The sequence below is a fragment of the Streptomyces sp. NPDC059668 genome (assembly GCF_042734135.1).
In the GTDB taxonomy this organism is placed as follows: domain Bacteria; phylum Actinomycetota; class Actinomycetes; order Streptomycetales; family Streptomycetaceae; genus Streptomyces.
In genome coordinates this window covers 1-15,556 of sequence record NZ_JBHWEL010000125.1, presented here as the reverse complement: position 1 = coordinate 15,556, position 15,556 = coordinate 1, and the positions used below count along the sequence as shown (strand labels likewise).

Annotated in this window: 11 protein-coding genes; 8 read left to right on the top strand and 3 right to left on the bottom strand. The window is 71.7% G+C overall.

Annotation, left to right across the window (positions count from 1 at the left end; genetic code table 11):
* Positions 1 to 440 precede the first annotated feature (440 nt).
* Together ACFV2J_RS41480 and ptsP are read left to right on the top strand one after the other, a co-directional pair.
* Positions 441 to 890, top strand: coding sequence for a PTS glucose transporter subunit IIA (locus ACFV2J_RS41480; protein ID WP_153291774.1), 450 nt, complete (start codon positions 441 to 443; stop codon positions 888 to 890).
* 77 nt (positions 891 to 967) lie between these two features.
* Entirely contained in the window at positions 968 to 2,638 is a 1,671-nt protein-coding gene (gene ptsP, locus ACFV2J_RS41475; RefSeq protein WP_385092704.1) for a phosphoenolpyruvate--protein phosphotransferase, read from the top strand.
* A gap of 71 nt (positions 2,639 to 2,709) precedes the next feature.
* Here the strand turns inward: ptsP and ACFV2J_RS41470 are convergent, their stop codons facing one another.
* Positions 2,710 to 3,603: a hypothetical protein gene (locus tag ACFV2J_RS41470; RefSeq protein WP_385092707.1), complete on the bottom strand. Its 894-nt coding sequence runs from the start codon at positions 3,601 to 3,603 to the stop codon at positions 2,710 to 2,712.
* 236 nt (positions 3,604 to 3,839) lie between these two features.
* The gene (locus ACFV2J_RS41465; RefSeq protein ID WP_385092710.1) at positions 3,840 to 5,807 is read right to left on the bottom strand and encodes an acetoacetate--CoA ligase; all 1,968 of its coding nucleotides are present in this window, start codon (positions 5,805 to 5,807) and stop codon (positions 3,840 to 3,842) included.
* Between the two features lie 213 nt (positions 5,808 to 6,020).
* On the opposite strand from ACFV2J_RS41465, the gene ACFV2J_RS41460 reads away from it, so the two are divergent.
* Complete coding sequence (locus ACFV2J_RS41460; protein WP_385092712.1) at positions 6,021 to 8,387, top strand: TIM-barrel domain-containing protein; 2,367 nt, start codon at positions 6,021 to 6,023, stop codon at positions 8,385 to 8,387.
* A gap of 36 nt (positions 8,388 to 8,423) precedes the next feature.
* On the opposite strand, the gene ACFV2J_RS41455 is transcribed toward ACFV2J_RS41460, so the two are convergent.
* Positions 8,424 to 8,957 (bottom strand): NUDIX domain-containing protein, encoded by a 534-nt coding sequence (locus ACFV2J_RS41455; RefSeq protein ID WP_385092715.1) that lies wholly within the window; start codon positions 8,955 to 8,957, stop codon positions 8,424 to 8,426.
* A gap of 311 nt (positions 8,958 to 9,268) precedes the next feature.
* Between ACFV2J_RS41455 and ACFV2J_RS41450 the strand changes: the two genes are divergently transcribed.
* The 5 genes from ACFV2J_RS41450 to glpK all read left to right on the top strand — a co-directional run bounded on the left by ACFV2J_RS41450 (position 9,269) and on the right by glpK (position 15,412).
* On the top strand, positions 9,269 to 9,694 hold the full coding sequence (locus ACFV2J_RS41450) for a Zn-ribbon domain-containing OB-fold protein (RefSeq protein WP_385098269.1): 426 nt from the start codon (positions 9,269 to 9,271) through the stop codon (positions 9,692 to 9,694).
* 28 nt (positions 9,695 to 9,722) lie between these two features.
* A complete protein-coding gene (locus ACFV2J_RS41445; protein WP_385443650.1) occupies positions 9,723 to 10,913 on the top strand; it encodes a lipid-transfer protein in 1,191 nt (396 codons plus the stop codon).
* A gap of 99 nt (positions 10,914 to 11,012) precedes the next feature.
* Positions 11,013 to 12,638 (top strand): EAL domain-containing protein, encoded by a 1,626-nt coding sequence (locus ACFV2J_RS41440; RefSeq protein ID WP_385096402.1) that lies wholly within the window; start codon positions 11,013 to 11,015, stop codon positions 12,636 to 12,638.
* 499 nt (positions 12,639 to 13,137) lie between these two features.
* Positions 13,138 to 13,878: an MIP/aquaporin family protein gene (locus tag ACFV2J_RS41435; RefSeq protein ID WP_385096405.1), complete on the top strand. Its 741-nt coding sequence runs from the start codon at positions 13,138 to 13,140 to the stop codon at positions 13,876 to 13,878.
* A gap of 13 nt (positions 13,879 to 13,891) precedes the next feature.
* Entirely contained in the window at positions 13,892 to 15,412 is a 1,521-nt protein-coding gene (glpK, locus tag ACFV2J_RS41430) for a glycerol kinase GlpK (protein ID WP_385096408.1), read from the top strand.
* Positions 15,413 to 15,556: the final 144 nt, after the last annotated feature.

Genomic DNA, 15,556 nt, shown 5'->3' with positions numbered 1-15,556 from the left:
TCGGGCTTTCCTCCGGGCGCTTCCCTTCGGTCTTGCGTTTCCGACTCTATCAGACCGTTTCCGTATCCGATTTCCTCGGCGCTTTCCAGGTTTCCGCTTTCGCGTTTTCCCTTTCCGGCGGTTCCAAACACTATCAGTGTTTTTCCGTCTCTCCGACCACCATCCTGCAGACATGCAGAAGGAGACCCCGAGATAGGATCTGACAAGTTGGGTGCTGCCAGGCAACGACGCTTGGACGCGCCGCTCTGCCTCAAGCAGGAGTACGACTGTACAGGGGGCGTCGGAGCGGGCGCAAATCGTTTGCCCTGTGCGCTACGTCCGTCAACCGGAACCTCTCGTGCAGAACCGGCACTTCATATGACATACCCTGCTCAAACAGTGCGCCGTCCCGGACAGGTAGTGACGGCCCCTCATGAATCTCCGCCCCTGGGAGGCTTCCCATGACCACCGTTACGTCCCCTCTTGCAGGACGCGCCATCGGACTCGCCGCGGTACCCGATCCCGTCTTCTCCGGGGCGATGGTCGGCCCCGGCACGGCGATCGACCCCGTGCGTGAGCCCTCGGAGGCCGTCGCTCCGGTGGACGGGGTGATTGTGTCGCTCCACCCCCACGCCTTCGTCGTCGTCGACGAACAGGGTCACGGCGTGCTCACGCACCTGGGCATCGACACCGTGCAGCTCAACGGCGAGGGCTTCGAGCTGCTCGTCAACAAGGGGGACACCGTGACCCGCGGTCAGGCCGTGCTGCGCTGGAACCCGGCTGCCGTGGAGCAGGCCGGCAAGTCGCCGATCTGCCCGGTCGTGGCGCTCGAGGCCACGGCCGACTCCCTCTCCGAGGTCCGCGAGGACGGCGACGTGAAGTCCGGCGACACCCTCTTCGCCTGGCAGTGACCTCAGTGCCGTTCTCGACGGCACATCGCACAACCACCGCGGCGGCGGGACCCGCCGCACTATCGGAGACGGGTGAGATGGAGACAACGCTGCGAGGCGTCGGCGTGAGCCACGGTGTGGCGATCGGCGAGGTTCGGCACATGGGGACGGCGGTCCTGGAACCGCCTGCCAAGCAGATCCCGGCGGAGGACGCGGAACGCGAACAGGGGCGCGCCCGCAAGGCCGTCAAGGCGGTGGCGGCCGACCTGATCGCGCGCGGCAATCTGGCGGGCGGCGAGGCACAGCACGTGCTCGAGGCGCAGGCCATGATGGCCCAGGACCCCGAGTTGATGGCGGACGTCGACCGGCGCATCGCCGTCGGCAGCACGGCGGAGCGCGCGGTGTACGACGCGTTCGCCTCGTACCGGGCTCTGTTGGCGGGTGCCGGTGAGTACCTCGCCGGCCGCGTCGCCGACCTCGACGACGTGCGGAACCGTATCGTCGCCCGGCTGCTCGGCGTGCCCATGCCCGGTGTCCCGGACAGTGACGAGCCCTACGTCCTCATCGCCCGTGACCTCGCCCCCGCGGACACGGCACTGCTCGACCCCGCCCTCGTGCTCGGCTTCGTCACCGAGGAGGGCGGGCCGACCAGCCACAGCGCGATCCTGGCGCGGGCTCTCGGCGTGCCCGCCGTGGTCGCGCTCCCGGGCGCCGGAGAACTCGCCGAGGGCACCGTGATCGCCGTGGACGGCAGCACCGGTGAGATCTTCGTCGAGCCGAGCACCGAGAAGAAGGCGCAGCTGCGGGCCGCCGCGGAGGCACGCAAGGCGGCGTTGTCCGTCTCGACCGGTCCCGGCGCCACCTCGGACGGGCACAAGGTGCCGCTGCTCGCCAACGTCGGCGGGCCGTCCGACGTACCGGCCGCTGTGGAGGCCGGGGCCGAGGGCGTCGGTCTGTTCCGTACCGAGTTCCTCTTCCTGGACGACAGCAAGCAGGCGCCGTCGGAGGAGAAGCAGGTCGAGGCGTACCGGCAGGTGCTGGAGGCGTTCCCCGAGGGACGTGTCGTGGTGCGTGTGCTGGACGCGGGCGCGGACAAGCCGCTGGAGTTCCTGACTCCGGCCGACGAGCCGAACCCGGCGCTGGGAGTGCGGGGCCTGCGGACGTTGCTCGACCACCCCGACGTGCTGCGCACGCAGCTGACGGCGCTGGCGAAGGCTTCGGAGGGGCTGCCCGTCTACCTCGAAGTGATGGCTCCGATGGTCGCGGACCGTATCGACGCCAAGGCGTTCGCCGACGCGTGCCGTGACGCCGGACTGCAGGCGAAGTTCGGCGCCATGGTGGAGATCCCGTCGGCCGCGCTGCGGGCGCGCTCGATCCTCCAGGAGGTCGAGTTCCTTTCCCTGGGCACGAACGACCTCGCGCAGTACACCTTCGCCGCGGACCGGCAGGTGGGCGCGGTGTCCCGGCTGCAGGACCCGTGGCAGCCCGCGTTGCTCGACCTGGTCGCGCTGTCCGCCGAGGCGGCGAAGGCCGAGGGCAAGAGCTGCGGTGTCTGCGGTGAGGCCGCGTCGGACCCGCTGCTCGCGTGTGTGCTGACCGGTCTCGGGGTCACCTCCCTGTCGATGGGTGCCGCGTCGATTCCCTACGTGCGGGCGACGCTCGCCAAGTACACGCTCGCGCAGTGCGAACGTGCCGCCGCGGCCGCGCGTGCCGCGGACACGGCCGAGGAGGCGCGCACGGCGGCTCAGGCGGTGCTCTCCGGCGAGTGACGCGGACCCTCGCCGAGCGAGGGTCGTCTGCCGAGGGGCGCTCCACCTGCGGGTGGGGCGCCCCTTCGCGTTCAGTGGGTGTGGTCCGTCGTCCTTCCTTCGGGGCCGAGGTCGGGCGGTACGCAGTAGTCGACGCCCGATTCCGGTGAGACGGGGTCCCCGGACACGACGTCGGTGCAGTAGGCGTCGAAGACCTCGCCGGCGGTGAGGGGCTCCAGTCCGTCGCCGCGCAGGCGCCATCCGTAGACGCGGTCGGTCGTGCCCGGGGCGGTGGTGCGCATGACGAGGCCGCCGGGGCTCCGGGTGGCGATGCCGAGGGCGAGGACCGTGGTGAATTCCAGGGCTTCCGCTTCGTCGAGGCGGGCGGTGCCCTCGGCGTCGTCGTCCGCTCGGAGCGCGGCGAGCAGTGCCTCGGGTGCCGTCGAGACGCTGCACACGAGATGGCGCTCGCCGGGACCCGCGGTGTCGAGGACCCGGGCGAGGAGGTGGGAGGCCCGGGCGAAGGACGCGCGTCCGATGTCCTCTCCGCAGGAGGCGCAGTTGCCGACGCGGGCCAGGAGCGTCGTCGCGTACTCCCAGGTCGCTTTGCGGACGGCTTCGTCGATCAGGTCCGGGACGAGTTCGGCGAGGGGCTGGCCCTGGTAGGGAACGGTGGAGCCGGTGGCGGCCAGTTCGGCGGTGAAACGGGTACGGCTGGCGGCGGCGTCGGGTTCCAGGCCGTTGTGGACGCAGAACTCCGCGTACTCCTCGGGGTCGAAGAGCGCCACCGTGGTGCGGCTGCCCTGGGCCGCGAGGGTCCGCAGCAGGGATTCCACCTGCTGGAGATAGGCCGTGTGGTCGTCGAAGGTGAAGGTGCGGTAGCGCCGCATCGCCGTGAAGTCCTGTGCGTCGGTCAGCAGACCGATCGTGCCGGCCATCTCACGGCGCAGGACGCGTCGCATGGTGTGGTGCTCGGTGTGCGCCATTGTTTCCCCCTGTGCGCAGTCGATCAATGCTCACTCACAGTAATCGGTGGCACTGACAACGGCCCGCGGGCGAGGTGCTCGCGGGCCGGTCGGTGGGAGTACGGGCAGGTCACAGGGGTGGGTGTGCCGGGTCTGGGCAGCGCGGGGCTCGACGGCCACGGTGACGGCGAGTGCAGCTGTGCCGGGCGGGCGGTGCGAGTCCGGGTCCGGCACGGCGGGGTGGCCGCGGAGGCCGGTCAGGCGCGCTCGCGGGCCAGGTCCTCGTAGAAACTCAGCAGTTCGACGTTGTCCACGGAGCCGACGTTGACCGCCTTGTCCAGCGGAGCGCCCTGGAGCAGTCGCTTGACCGGGACCTCGATGCGTTTGCCCGTGAGCGTATGCGGGATGCCGGGGACCTCGATGACCTCGTCGGGGACGTGGCGTGGGGAGAGCTGTTCACGGATGGTCCGCTTGATGCGGTTCAGCAGGGCGTCGTCGAGTACGGCTCCCGGAGCGAGGTGGACGAAGAGGGGCATCCAGTAGCCGCCGTCGGGCTGTTCGACGCCGATGACGAGCGACTCCTTGATCTCGGGGAGGCGTTCGACGGCTTCGTAGATGTCGGCCGACCCCATGCGCACGCCCTGGCGGTTGAGCGTGGAGTCGGAGCGGCCGTGGATGACCACGGAGTCCCGGGAGGTGACGGTGATCCAGTCACCGTGACGCCACACTCCGGGATAGGTGTCGAAGTAACTGTCGTGGTACCGGCTGCCGTCGGGGTCGTTCCAGAAGCGGATGGGCATGGAGGGCATGGGGTTGGTGACCACGAGTTCGCCGACCTCGTCGATGAGGGGCTTGCCGCTGGGGTCCCAGGACTGGAGGTCGGTGCCGAGGCCGGCCGCCTGGAGCTCGCCGATGTGCACCGGGAGGGTGGGCACGGCACCCGCGAAGCAGGAGCACACGTCGGTCCCCCCGCTGACGGAGGCGATCCACAGATCCTCGCCCACCTCGTCGTGCAGCCAGCGGAATCCGTCCGGGGGCAGGGGTGAGCCGGTGGTTGCGACGCAGCGCACGCGCGAGAGGTCGAAGTCGCGTGAGGGGTGCACTTCCGCCTTGCGGCAGGCCATGACGTAGGCGGCGGACGTCCCGAAGAGGGTCGCTCCGGTTCGTTCGGCGATCCGCCACTGGGCACCGGTGTCCGGGTAGCCGGGGCTGCCGTCGTACAGGACGATCGTGGTGCCCGTGAGCAAGCCGGAGACGAGGAAGTTCCACATCATCCAGCCGGTGGACGTGTACCAGAAGAAGCGGTCCTCGGTGCTCAGGTCGCAGTGCAGCCCGAGTTGCTTGAGGTGCTCGACGAGGATGCCGCCCTGGGACTGGACGATCGCCTTGGGCAGGCCGGTCGTTCCCGAGGAGTAGAGCACCCACAAGGGGTGGTCGAACGGCACCGGCTCGAAGACCGGCTCCACGTCGGCGGAGGTCAGCGTGGACCAGTCCAGGGCGCCTTCGGGAGCCTCGGTGCCGAGCAGCGGGATGTGGACGACGGCGCGCAGAGTGGGCAGTTGGCCGCGCAGTTCGGCGACCACGTCGCGGCGGTCGTGCTCCTTGCCGCCGTAGCGGTAGCCGTCGACCGTGAAGAGCACGACGGGTTCGACCTGCTGGAAGCGGTCGAGGACGCTGCGGGCGCCGAAGTCGGGGGCGCAGGAGGTCCACACGGCTCCCACGGCGGCCGTGGCGAGCAGGGCGACCACGGCCTGCGGAACGTTCGGGAGGTAGCCGCTGACGCGGTCGCCCGGCTGTACCCCTAGGGCACGCAGTTCGGCGGCCAGGGAGCCGACCTGACGGCGCAGCTCGGACCAGCTCACGGGCGTCGGCTCGTGGGTCTCGTCGACGTACAGGAGGGCCGGTTCGTCCGCGCGGGTCCCGGCCGCGCGCAGGGCGTGCTCGGCGTAGTTGAGGGTCGCCCCGGGGAACCATTCGGCGCCGGGCATCGACCGGTCGCCGAGCACGCGCGCGTAGGGGGTCGAAAAGCGCACGTCGAACCACTCGGTGACGGCTTTCCAGAACGTGTCCAGTTCACTCACCGACCAGCGGTGCAGTGCCGCGTAGCCGCCGTGGGACGGGGCTCCGTGGTGCTCGGCCGCCCAGGCCTGGAATCTGGTGATCCGTGCCTGGGCGATGCGCTCCGGATCGGGCTGCCAGAGCGGCGAGGGGTTCGCGGTGGACATGGGGCGGCTCCCGGACTGTGCGCGTCGTGTGCGTCGGTCGCGCACGAGCGGGGGTGTGCGCGTCGCGCGGCTGACACGGACGATGCCATGTGATCGACTTCAGCACCAGGGTGCGCCACACATAGTCGGCGACGTGAAGATGTGCCCTCACCACGGGTGAACGGAAGTTGAACGACTCACCCGTTCGGTGGAGGCAATGGCAGGGTGAGCAGCATGGATGGTCGTGACCTGGTGCGTTCGGTGAAGGCGGTCGGTTCGACGGGGGCGGCCCAAGGGTTGCGGACCGTGCGGGCCGCATGGCGCAGGCGGCGCGTCGATGCCGCCGGGCTGCCGCGGCGGGGCGCCGAGCGGGCACGGGTGCCGGGCCCGGTGCAGGCCGTGGAACCGGGGCCGGGCGGCGGTGTGGTCCGGTTCACCCGATCCGAACTGCGGATCATGGTCGCGGTGAGCGGCGCGGTGTTCTGGGGCTGGGACGGCGCCGGTCCGGAGCCGTCGTACGGGCTCGCCGGCCGTTGCCCGGAGCCTGATCCGCGGGCTGTCCTGGAGCCCGACAAGGACGGCGGCTGGCGGGTGGTGGCCGAACGGGTGACGGTCGTCGTCTCGCGGCACGGCGCCGTCGAGGTGCGCACCCCTGGCGGGGTGATCCTGCGCCGCGATCTGCCGCCCCGCTGGTGGGAGCCGGTCGGCGGAGGAGCGGCGCGCTGGATGCAGCGTTCGGAAGTGGCCGCCGACGCCCGGTTCTTCGGTCTGGGCGGGCGCGCGGCGGGTCCCCGGCTGCGCGACGGCACGTACCGCCTGTGGAACACCGATCCGGGGCGTCCCTTCGCGCCAGGCGACGACCCCTTGTACATCACCATGCCCGTGCAGATGGTCGTCGCCGACGCGGCCACCCATCTCGTGTTCCACGACACCTCGTGGGACGGCACGGTGGCCCTGCGCGAGGGCGAGGAGGGTGCGGGGTCGGGGCACGACCGGGCCGGGACGTGCGAGCTGCGGATGGACGGCGGCCCGCTGCGGTGCTGGGTCATAGTGGGCAACCCCGCGCGCGTGCTGCACGCCTGGGTGTCCTTGGCCGGGGCGCCCGCGCTGCCGCCCGCCTGGGCTCTGGGGCACCATCACGCGCGCTGGGGCTTCGGCAGCGAGCAGGAGGTGCGGCGGATCGTCGCGGGCTACCAGGAGCGTGATCTGCCGCTCGACGCGGTCCATCTGGACATCGACCACTACGACGCGCACCAGGTGTTCACGGTCGACCGGGAACGCTTCCCGAAACTGCCGGCGCTCGCGGGGGACCTGCGTCGGGACGGCATCCGGCTGGTGTCGATCGTCGACGCGGGTGTCAAGGCCGAGCCGGGCAACGCGGTGTACGACAGCGGCGTCGCCGCGAACGCCTTCGTGAGGGACGCCTCGGGCAGCCTCGTACGCGGTGTCGTGTGGCCCGGGGACTCGGTCCATCCGGACTTCACGGACGCCCGGGTGCGTCAGTGGTGGGGCGGTCTCTACGAGGAGCGGCTCGCGCAGGGGTTCGCGGGGTTCTGGCACGACATGAACGAACCGACGTCGTTCACGGCGTTCGGGGAGTCGACGCTGCCGCGGTCGGCGCGGCATTCCCTGGAGGGACGTGGGGGTGATCACCGTGAGGCGCACAACGTGTACGCCCTGGGGATGGCCCGGGCCGCGTACGACGGTCTGCGCCAGCTGGCCCCCCAGGAGAGACCGTTCCTCTTCTCGCGCTCCGGATGGGCCGGGATGCAGCGCTACGGAGGGGCCTGGTCCGGGGACGTGGCCACCGGCTGGCCCGGACTGCGGGCGTCGCTGTCGCTGGTGCTGGGGCTCGGTCTGTGCGGGGTGCCCTACTCGGGGCCTGACGTGGGCGGCTTCGACGGGAGCCCGTCGCCGGAGCTGTATCTGCGCTGGTTCCAGCTCGGCGCGTATCTTCCGCTGTTCCGTACGCACGCGAGCCTGCGGGCGGGGCGCCGTGAGCCCTGGGAGTTCGGTGCCGACGTGCTGGAGCACGCGCGCGCGGCGCTCGTCGAGCGGCGGCGGCTGTTGCCGTACTTCATGACGCTCGCGCATCTGGCGGCCCGTACCGGGGCACCGTACGTGCGTCCGGTGTGGTGGGGCGCCCCCGAGGACCGGGCGCTGCGCGACTGCGAGGACACCTTCCTGCTCGGCGACTGTCTCCTCGTGGCGCCGGTGCTGGACCACGGGGCGGACCGGCGTGCCGTCCAGCTGCCGCGGGGGCGCTGGTACGACACCGTCACCGAGGAGGCGTACGAGGGGCCGGCCCAGGTGCTGCTCGACGCCCCCATGTCGCGGATTCCGGTCCTGGCGCGCGCGGGTGCCGTTCTGCCCGTCCGGGGCGACGACGGCGGACTGGAGCTGGAGGTGTGGGCTCCCGCGCGCGGGCGGACCGGTGGTGGCCTGGTGGTGCCCGACGGGGGCGACGGCTGGGACGAACCGGAGGTGGAACGCTATGTGACGCGCTGGGAGGGCAAGCGCGTGGTCGTCCGGCGGGACGGAGACAGCGGTACGAGCCGGCCGGGGCGGCCCGTTCGGATGCGCGGCCTCGGGGCTTCCTGAAGGGGTCCGTCGGGGCCGCGGGGCCCCCGGAGTTCCTCAGTACCGTCCCTCGAACCATGCCCGCGCCGCCAGGGTGTGCAGCGGGAAGGCCAGTTCGGCCGGCCGGCGCAGCAGCTGCCAGCCCTCGGTCTCGTCGGTGGCGGCGGAAGCCGGCAGGTCGGCCACCGGGCGCTCGGGGAGGAGTCCGAAGAGCAGCAGGTGGCCGTCGGGCGAGCTCATCGCGTCGGCGAGGCGTACCTCGCGGCCGGCGGCCTCGATGCCCGTCTCCTCCCTGAGCTCCCGGACGACGGCGTGCCGCCAGTCCTCCCGGTCGTCGACGAAGCCTCCGGGCAACGCGATGCCCCCGCGCGCGGGGGCGATGGTCCGGGTGATGGCGATCAGGGCGGCACCCTGGTCGTCGTAGACGGGCTGCAGGGCCACCGCGACCGGCAAGGGGTTGCGGTAGGCGAGGGCGCCACATGCGGGGCAGGTGCGGGGCCAGCCGGAGACGCCCTCTCCGTAGGGTGCTCCACAACTCGAACAGTGCGAGCCCGGCGCGAAGTCGGCGGGTGGGTGCGGGGTTTCGGACACGCCGGGACTGTAGCCGACCGTCCGACCCCGGCTCCGGGCGCCTCCGTCCCCGGCCGCCGACCGGCCGCGGGCCCCGCGAGGTCGTGCGGCGTGACGTAACGCCGCTCCCGGAGGATCGCCCGCGACCGTCATGGCCGAGGGGCGGCCGGGACCACCCCCGTGGGCCCCGGCCGCCCCTCCTGTACTCCGACGCCCGTGAGGCCTGTGTGGTTCTCCGCCGGCGCTGCCCATTTACCGATGCCCATGACACACTTCTGACGATCCGTCAGATCAAGTGTCATGGAGGGGTCTTGTCGCGCACACGCACACCTGTGGTCGCCGGATGGTTCGCCGGTGACGGGGACCGGTTCCATCTGCTCGGTACACGCTGTTCGGCGTGCGCCTCGGTCTTCTTCCCCCGCGAGGACGCCTTCTGCCGCAATCCCGGCTGCCCCGGCGGGGACCTGACCGAGGTCCCGCTCTCCCGACGCGGTCGGATCTGGTCCTACACGGACAGCCGGTACCGGCCGCCGTCACCGTATGTGACCGATCCGGAACTCTCGTGGGAACCCTACGCGTTGATCGCTGTGGAACTGGAATCCGAGCGGATCGTCGTCCTCGGCCAGACGGTTCCCGGTGTCTCCACCGTCGATCTGGCGGTGGGCATGGAGGTGGAGGTCGTCCCCGGTGTGCTGAACGAGGACGAGGAGACGACGTGGACGACGTGGCACTGGCGGCCGACAGGGGTGACGGCATGAGGAGCATGGGGCACTCGGAGGTGACGGCATGAGCGGCGAGGTGGCGGTGCTCGGGGCGGGCATGCACCCGTGGGGCAAGTGGGGACGCGGCTTCGTCGAGTACGGGGTCGCGGCGGCCCGCGCGGCGCTGGCCGACGCGGGGGTCGACTGGCGGGACGTCGACTCGGTCGTGGGCGCGGACACGGTGCGCGGAGGCTATCCCGGACATGTGGCGGGCGCGACCTTCGCCAAGGCGCTGGGCTGGCAGGGAGCGCGGGTGACGAGCGTGTACGCGGCGTGCGCCTCCGGAGCGCAGGCCGTCGGCACCGCGCGGGCGCAGATCCTGTCGGGCCTCGCGGACCTGGTGCTCGTGGTGGGCGCCGACGCGGCACCCAAGGGCTTCTTCCGGCCGGCGGGCGGGAACCGGCCGGACGATCCCGACTGGCTGCGGTTCCGTGTCCTCGGGGCGACGAATCCGACGTACTTCGGGCTGTACGCGCGCAGGCGGATGGCCGTGCACGGCGACACCCTGGAGGACTTCGCGCAGGTCAAGGTGAAGAATGCCGCCTTCGGGGCGCTGAACCCGAACGCGCGTTACCGCAAGAGGGTCACCGCCGAGGAGGTGGCCGGCTCCGCGGTGGTCGCCGATCCGCTGCGGCTGCTCGACATCTGCGCGACCTCGGACGGCGGCGCCGCCCTGGTGCTGTCGAGCATGGAGTTCGCACGACGGCACGGATCGGCCGGCCCCGTGCGGATCCGCGCCGTGTCGACGGTGACGCCGCGCTATCCCAACACCGTGCTCGATCTCCCGGACATCGCCACGGACTCCGCGGTCGCGGTGGAGCCCGCGGCGGACACCTTCCGCGCCTCGATCGCGCGGGCGGCGTACGAGGAGGCGGGCATCGGCCCCGAGGACCTGTCGCTGGCCGAGGTGTACGACCTGTCCACGGCGCTGGAGTTGCAGTGGTACGAGGACCTGGGGCTGTGCCCGGAGGGCGAGGCGGCGAAGCTGCTGCGGGACGGGGCCACGGCGCTCGGTGGCCGGATACCGGTCAACGTCAGCGGCGGCCTGGCCTCCTTCGGAGAAGCCGTTCCGGCGCAGGCCATAGCCCAGGTGTGCGAGCTGACCTGGCAACTGCGGGGCCACGCGGGCGACCGGCAGGTCGCGGGAGCGCGGGTGGGGATCACCGCGAACCAGGGTCTGTTCGGACACGGGTCGTCGGTGGTCGCCGTCCGCTGACCCGGCAGATTTTCGCACTCTCTGTGACGACCCGGGAATCCCGCGTGAACAGCTCGTGAATCACGCCCGGGTGGGCGCGGACAGCGCCAGTATGCTTCCGTGCCCTCCTGGACGGATACTGTCCGCTTCGCCTTCCAACCGGTCGTCAACCTGACGACCGGAGGGGTCGCGGCGCTGGAGATCCTCGCCCGTCCGGAGGCCGGAGACATCCTCGCGCAGGCCCGTCGGGATCCCGAACTCGACGGCCGGCTGGCCGCGTTGGCGATCCAGGCCGCGGCCCGCAAAGGGACCCCGCTGCCGCTGCACGTCAACGTGTTCGCCGGGACGCCGGCCGATCTCGGCGGACTCGCGGCACTGCGCGAGGCGGTCCGCGCGGCCGGACGGCTGCCATGGGAGGTGACGGTCGACATCGGCCCTCCGTACACGCATGTTCCGCAGCACGCCCTGCTGGAGGCGGTCGCCACGCTGCGCCGCGACGGCTTCCGGATCTGCGCGGACGGCGTGGGCGACGGCGACGTACCGCTGCGCCTGCTCACGGACCTCGCACCCGATCTGGTGAAGCTAGACGTCTCCCTGCTGGCGCGTCCCGCGGCCGTGCGGGCGATGCGGACGCTGTGCGAACAGCTGGGCGCGCTGTTGTCCGTGGAGGGCGTCGAGACGGAGTTGCAGTGCGCGGCCGCGGTGTCGGCGGGCGCGCAACTGGCGCAGGGCGACCTGTTCGCGCCGCCCGCCCGGCTGCCCGCGACGGACGTATACGTTCCGGCCCTCTCCCCCGGCGTCGCCCCGACTCCCCCGTCCGGGCCCTCGGTGCTGCAGTTCGTCCGGCCCGCCGCGCTGCTGCCCGCGACGGCGTCCGCGGGACGGGTACGCGCGCTGCTCACCGGGTCGCCCGACGTGTCCGGGGTACTGCTCGTGGACTCCGCAGGCATCCCGGTCCGCTCGGTGCACCGGTCGCGTTTCCTGTTGGCCATGTCGGGGCCCTACGGGCACGCGCTGTACGCCGACCGCCCCGCCGCCAAGCTCGGTGATCCGCCGCGCACGGTCGGCGTGGACGCCACCGCGTGGGAGGTCCTCGACGTGGTGGCGGACGGGGAACGTGACCGTACGTCCGACGACGTGGCGGTCGTCGACCGTTACGGGCGGTGCGTGGGGGTCGTACGCCTGGCCGATCTCGTACGAGCGCTCTCCGAGAGCCGGGTCGAGGAGGCGGCCGGTCTCAATCCGTTGACGCGGCTGCCCGGTTCGGACGCGATCACCACGGAGGTGGACCGCCGGATCGCGCACGGCCTGGTGTTCGCGCTCAGCTGGCTCGATGTCGACCATTTCAAGCAGGTCAACGACGGGGCGGGGTTCGCGGCGGGCGACGAGCTGATCCGCGCGGTCGGGCGTGCCCTGCAGCTCGCGGCGTCCGAGGCCACCCGGGTGGGGCACATCGGTGGTGACGACTTCCTGGTCCTGGCGGACCCGGACACGCTCGACCCACTCGCCAGTGCCGTGCTCGACGCGCCCTGGTCGGCGGGCGGACGGCCCGTCACCCTGTCCCTCGCCACGATCCTGTGCGCGCCGGGAAGCGTGAGCGACCACCGGCAGGCGGCGGCGTGTCTGGCGCCGCTGAAGCAGGCGGCCAAGTCGCTGAGCGGGGCCAGCTGGGTGCTGGGGCGTGCGGGGCTGCCGGGCTGCGAGGTCCGCCGGGGTCCGGGCGCGGCACGGGCGCAGGCGGGCTGAGCGGAGGAGGACCGGGAAGGGTGCTTCCCGCGAGCCGGTGCGACGGCCGAGGGCGGAAGCGAGAGGGGAGGCCGGGGTCTTGCAGGGAGACGGGAGCCGCGTGACCGGGGCCCGCACGGGAGCCGTGTGACGGGCGGTGCCCAGGAGACGGTCGTCCCGGAACGCATGGGCCAGGAGGCCCGTGCCGCGCGCCGATCTTGGCTCGTTCACGGCCCTCAACCGTTCGCGTCACCGACCTTGACGCCCCCTGGGCACCGGTGAACACTTCCGGGTGTCAGTCGGCATCGCCGCATTCGGGCGTCTCCAGGCACCGCGCCGCTCGGGTTCCCGACCTGTACCAAAGGCCGTCCCCCACGGGCGATTCCGCTGCGACGGCACGCTCGTCACGGACGCCGGGCGGGGCGCGGGACCTCCCTGCCTTCGGCTGAAGTGGCCATGGGAAACGCACCCTGCACGGTGGCCCGGGGCGGTCCGCTCCGGGCGAGGCCTAGGAGCCGCCATGAGCAACGGCGACATATTCGTCGGCGAGTTGATCGGCACTGCGATTCTGATTCTGTTCGGCGCGGGCGTCTGCGCCGCTGTCACACTCGACAAGTCCAAGGCGCGGGGCGCCGGCTGGGTCGTCATCGCCTTCGGATGGGGATTCGGCGTGCTCGCCGGCGCGTACACCGCCGCACCGCTGTCCGGGGGACAGCTCAACCCGGCCGTGACCATCGGTTTCGCCATCGAGGGCTCGACCGCGTGGGGGGACGTGCCCTTCTACGTCCTGGGGCAGTTCGCCGGTGCCGCCGTCGGCGCCACGCTCTGCTGGCTGGTCTACCTCGGCCAGTTCAACCTCAACGCGGACGAGGACAACGCCATCGAGACGCTGGGCATCTTCTCGACCCGGCCCGAGATCGACAACCCGGTCCAGAACCTCATCACCGAGGCCGTCGCGACCGCCGGTCTGATGCTGCCCATTCTGGCCATGGTCGGCGGCCACAAGCACGTGGCGGGGATCGGCGACGCGGGACTTCCCGTGCAGCTCATCGCGTTCCTCGTGGTCGGCATCGGCCTCTCGCTGGGCGGTCCCACCGGGTACGCCATCAACCCGGCCCGCGACCTGGGACCACGCATCGTCCACGCGCTGCTGCCGATTCCCAACAAGGGCACCTCGCAATGGAGCTACTCCTGGATCCCGGTGGTCGGCCCGGTCGCGGGTGCCGCCATCGGGGCCGCGATCTACAACGCAGCCTTCTGACGAAGGGGACGTCATGACGGACAACGCCGAGAAGTACGTCGCCGCAATCGACCAGGGCACCACATCGAGCCGCTGCATCATCTTCGACCGGGGCGGCGCGATCGTCGCCGTCGACCAGCGCGAGCACCGCCAGATCTTCCCCAAGCCGGGATGGGTGGAACACGACGCCACCGAGATCTGGTCCAAGGTGCAGGCCGTGGTGGCCGGCGCGATCGCCAAGGCCGGCCTGCGCGCCGACCAGCTGAGCGCGCTCGGCATCACCAACCAGCGCGAGACGACGGTCCTGTGGGACCGCGCCACCGGCAAGCCCGTGCACAACGCGATCGTCTGGCAGGACACCCGGACCTCCGCGCTCTGCCACGAGCTCGGCGGACCGGACGGCCAGGACCGATTCCGTGAACAGACCGGCCTGCCGCTGGCCAGCTACTTCTCCGGACCCAAGGCGGCCTGGCTGCTGGACAACGTGCCGGGTCTGCGCGCACGTGCCGAACGCGGCGAGATCGCCTTCGGAACCATCGACTCCTGGCTGATCTGGAACCTGACGGGCGGCACGGACGGCGGACGGCACGTCACCGACGTCACCAACGCCGGGCGCACCATGCTGATGAACCTGGAGACCCTCCAGTGGGACCCGGCCATCCTCTCCGCGATGAACGTCCCCGAAGCGGTGCTGCCCGAGATCAGGTCCTCCGCCGAGGTGTACGGCACCGCCGTGGGCCAGCTCGCCGGCGTCCCCGTGGCATCGGCGCTGGGCGACCAGCAGGCGGCGGTCTTCGGGCAGGCCTGCTACGACGTGGGGACGGCCAAGAACACGTACGGCACGGGCAGTTTCCTGCTGCTCAACACCGGCAACCGGCCTGTCCCCTCGAAGAACGGGCTGCTCACCACCATGGGGTACAAGATCGGCGACGAGGCGCCCGTCTACTGCCTGGAGGGGTCGATCGCGATCACCGGCGCCCTGGTGCAGTGGTTCCGGGACCAGCTCGGCATCATCCGCACCGCCGACGAGATCGAGCCGTTGGCCGCGAGCGTCGAGGACAACGGCGGCGCCTACATCGTGCCCGCGTTCTCCGGCCTGTTCGCCCCCTACTGGCGCTCCGACGCCCGCGGTGTCGTCACCGGGCTCACCAGGTACGTCACCAAGGCGCACCTCGCCCGCGCGGTCCTGGAGGCGACGAGCTGGCAGACCCGGGAGGTCGTGGACGCCATGTTCCAGGACTCCGGGGTCCAGATCACCACCTTGAAGGTGGACGGCGGCATGACCAAGAACAACCTGCTGATGCAGCACCAGGCCGATGTCCTCGGAGTGCCGGTGATCCGCCCGAAGGTCTCCGAGACGACGTGTCTGGGAGCGGCCTACGCGGCCGGGCTGGCCACCGGAGTGTGGAACGACCTCGACGAGCTGAAGTCGCACTGGCAGAAGGACGTCGAGTGGACACCGGCCATGGAGGCCTCCGTACGCGACCGCGAGTACCTCAACTGGCGCAAGGCGGTGGAGAAGAGCTTCGGCTGGCACTCGGACGACGTCGGCTGAGACCGGACTGCACGCGCGCGTGGCCCGCGTGAGGCGCACGCGCGTGTGCGGGACCGGGGGGGGGGGGCCCCCCCCGGGGGGGGGGGGGGGGGGGCGCCCCGGGCCCCCCCCGGGCCCCGCCGGGGGGGGGGGGGGGTGGGCGGG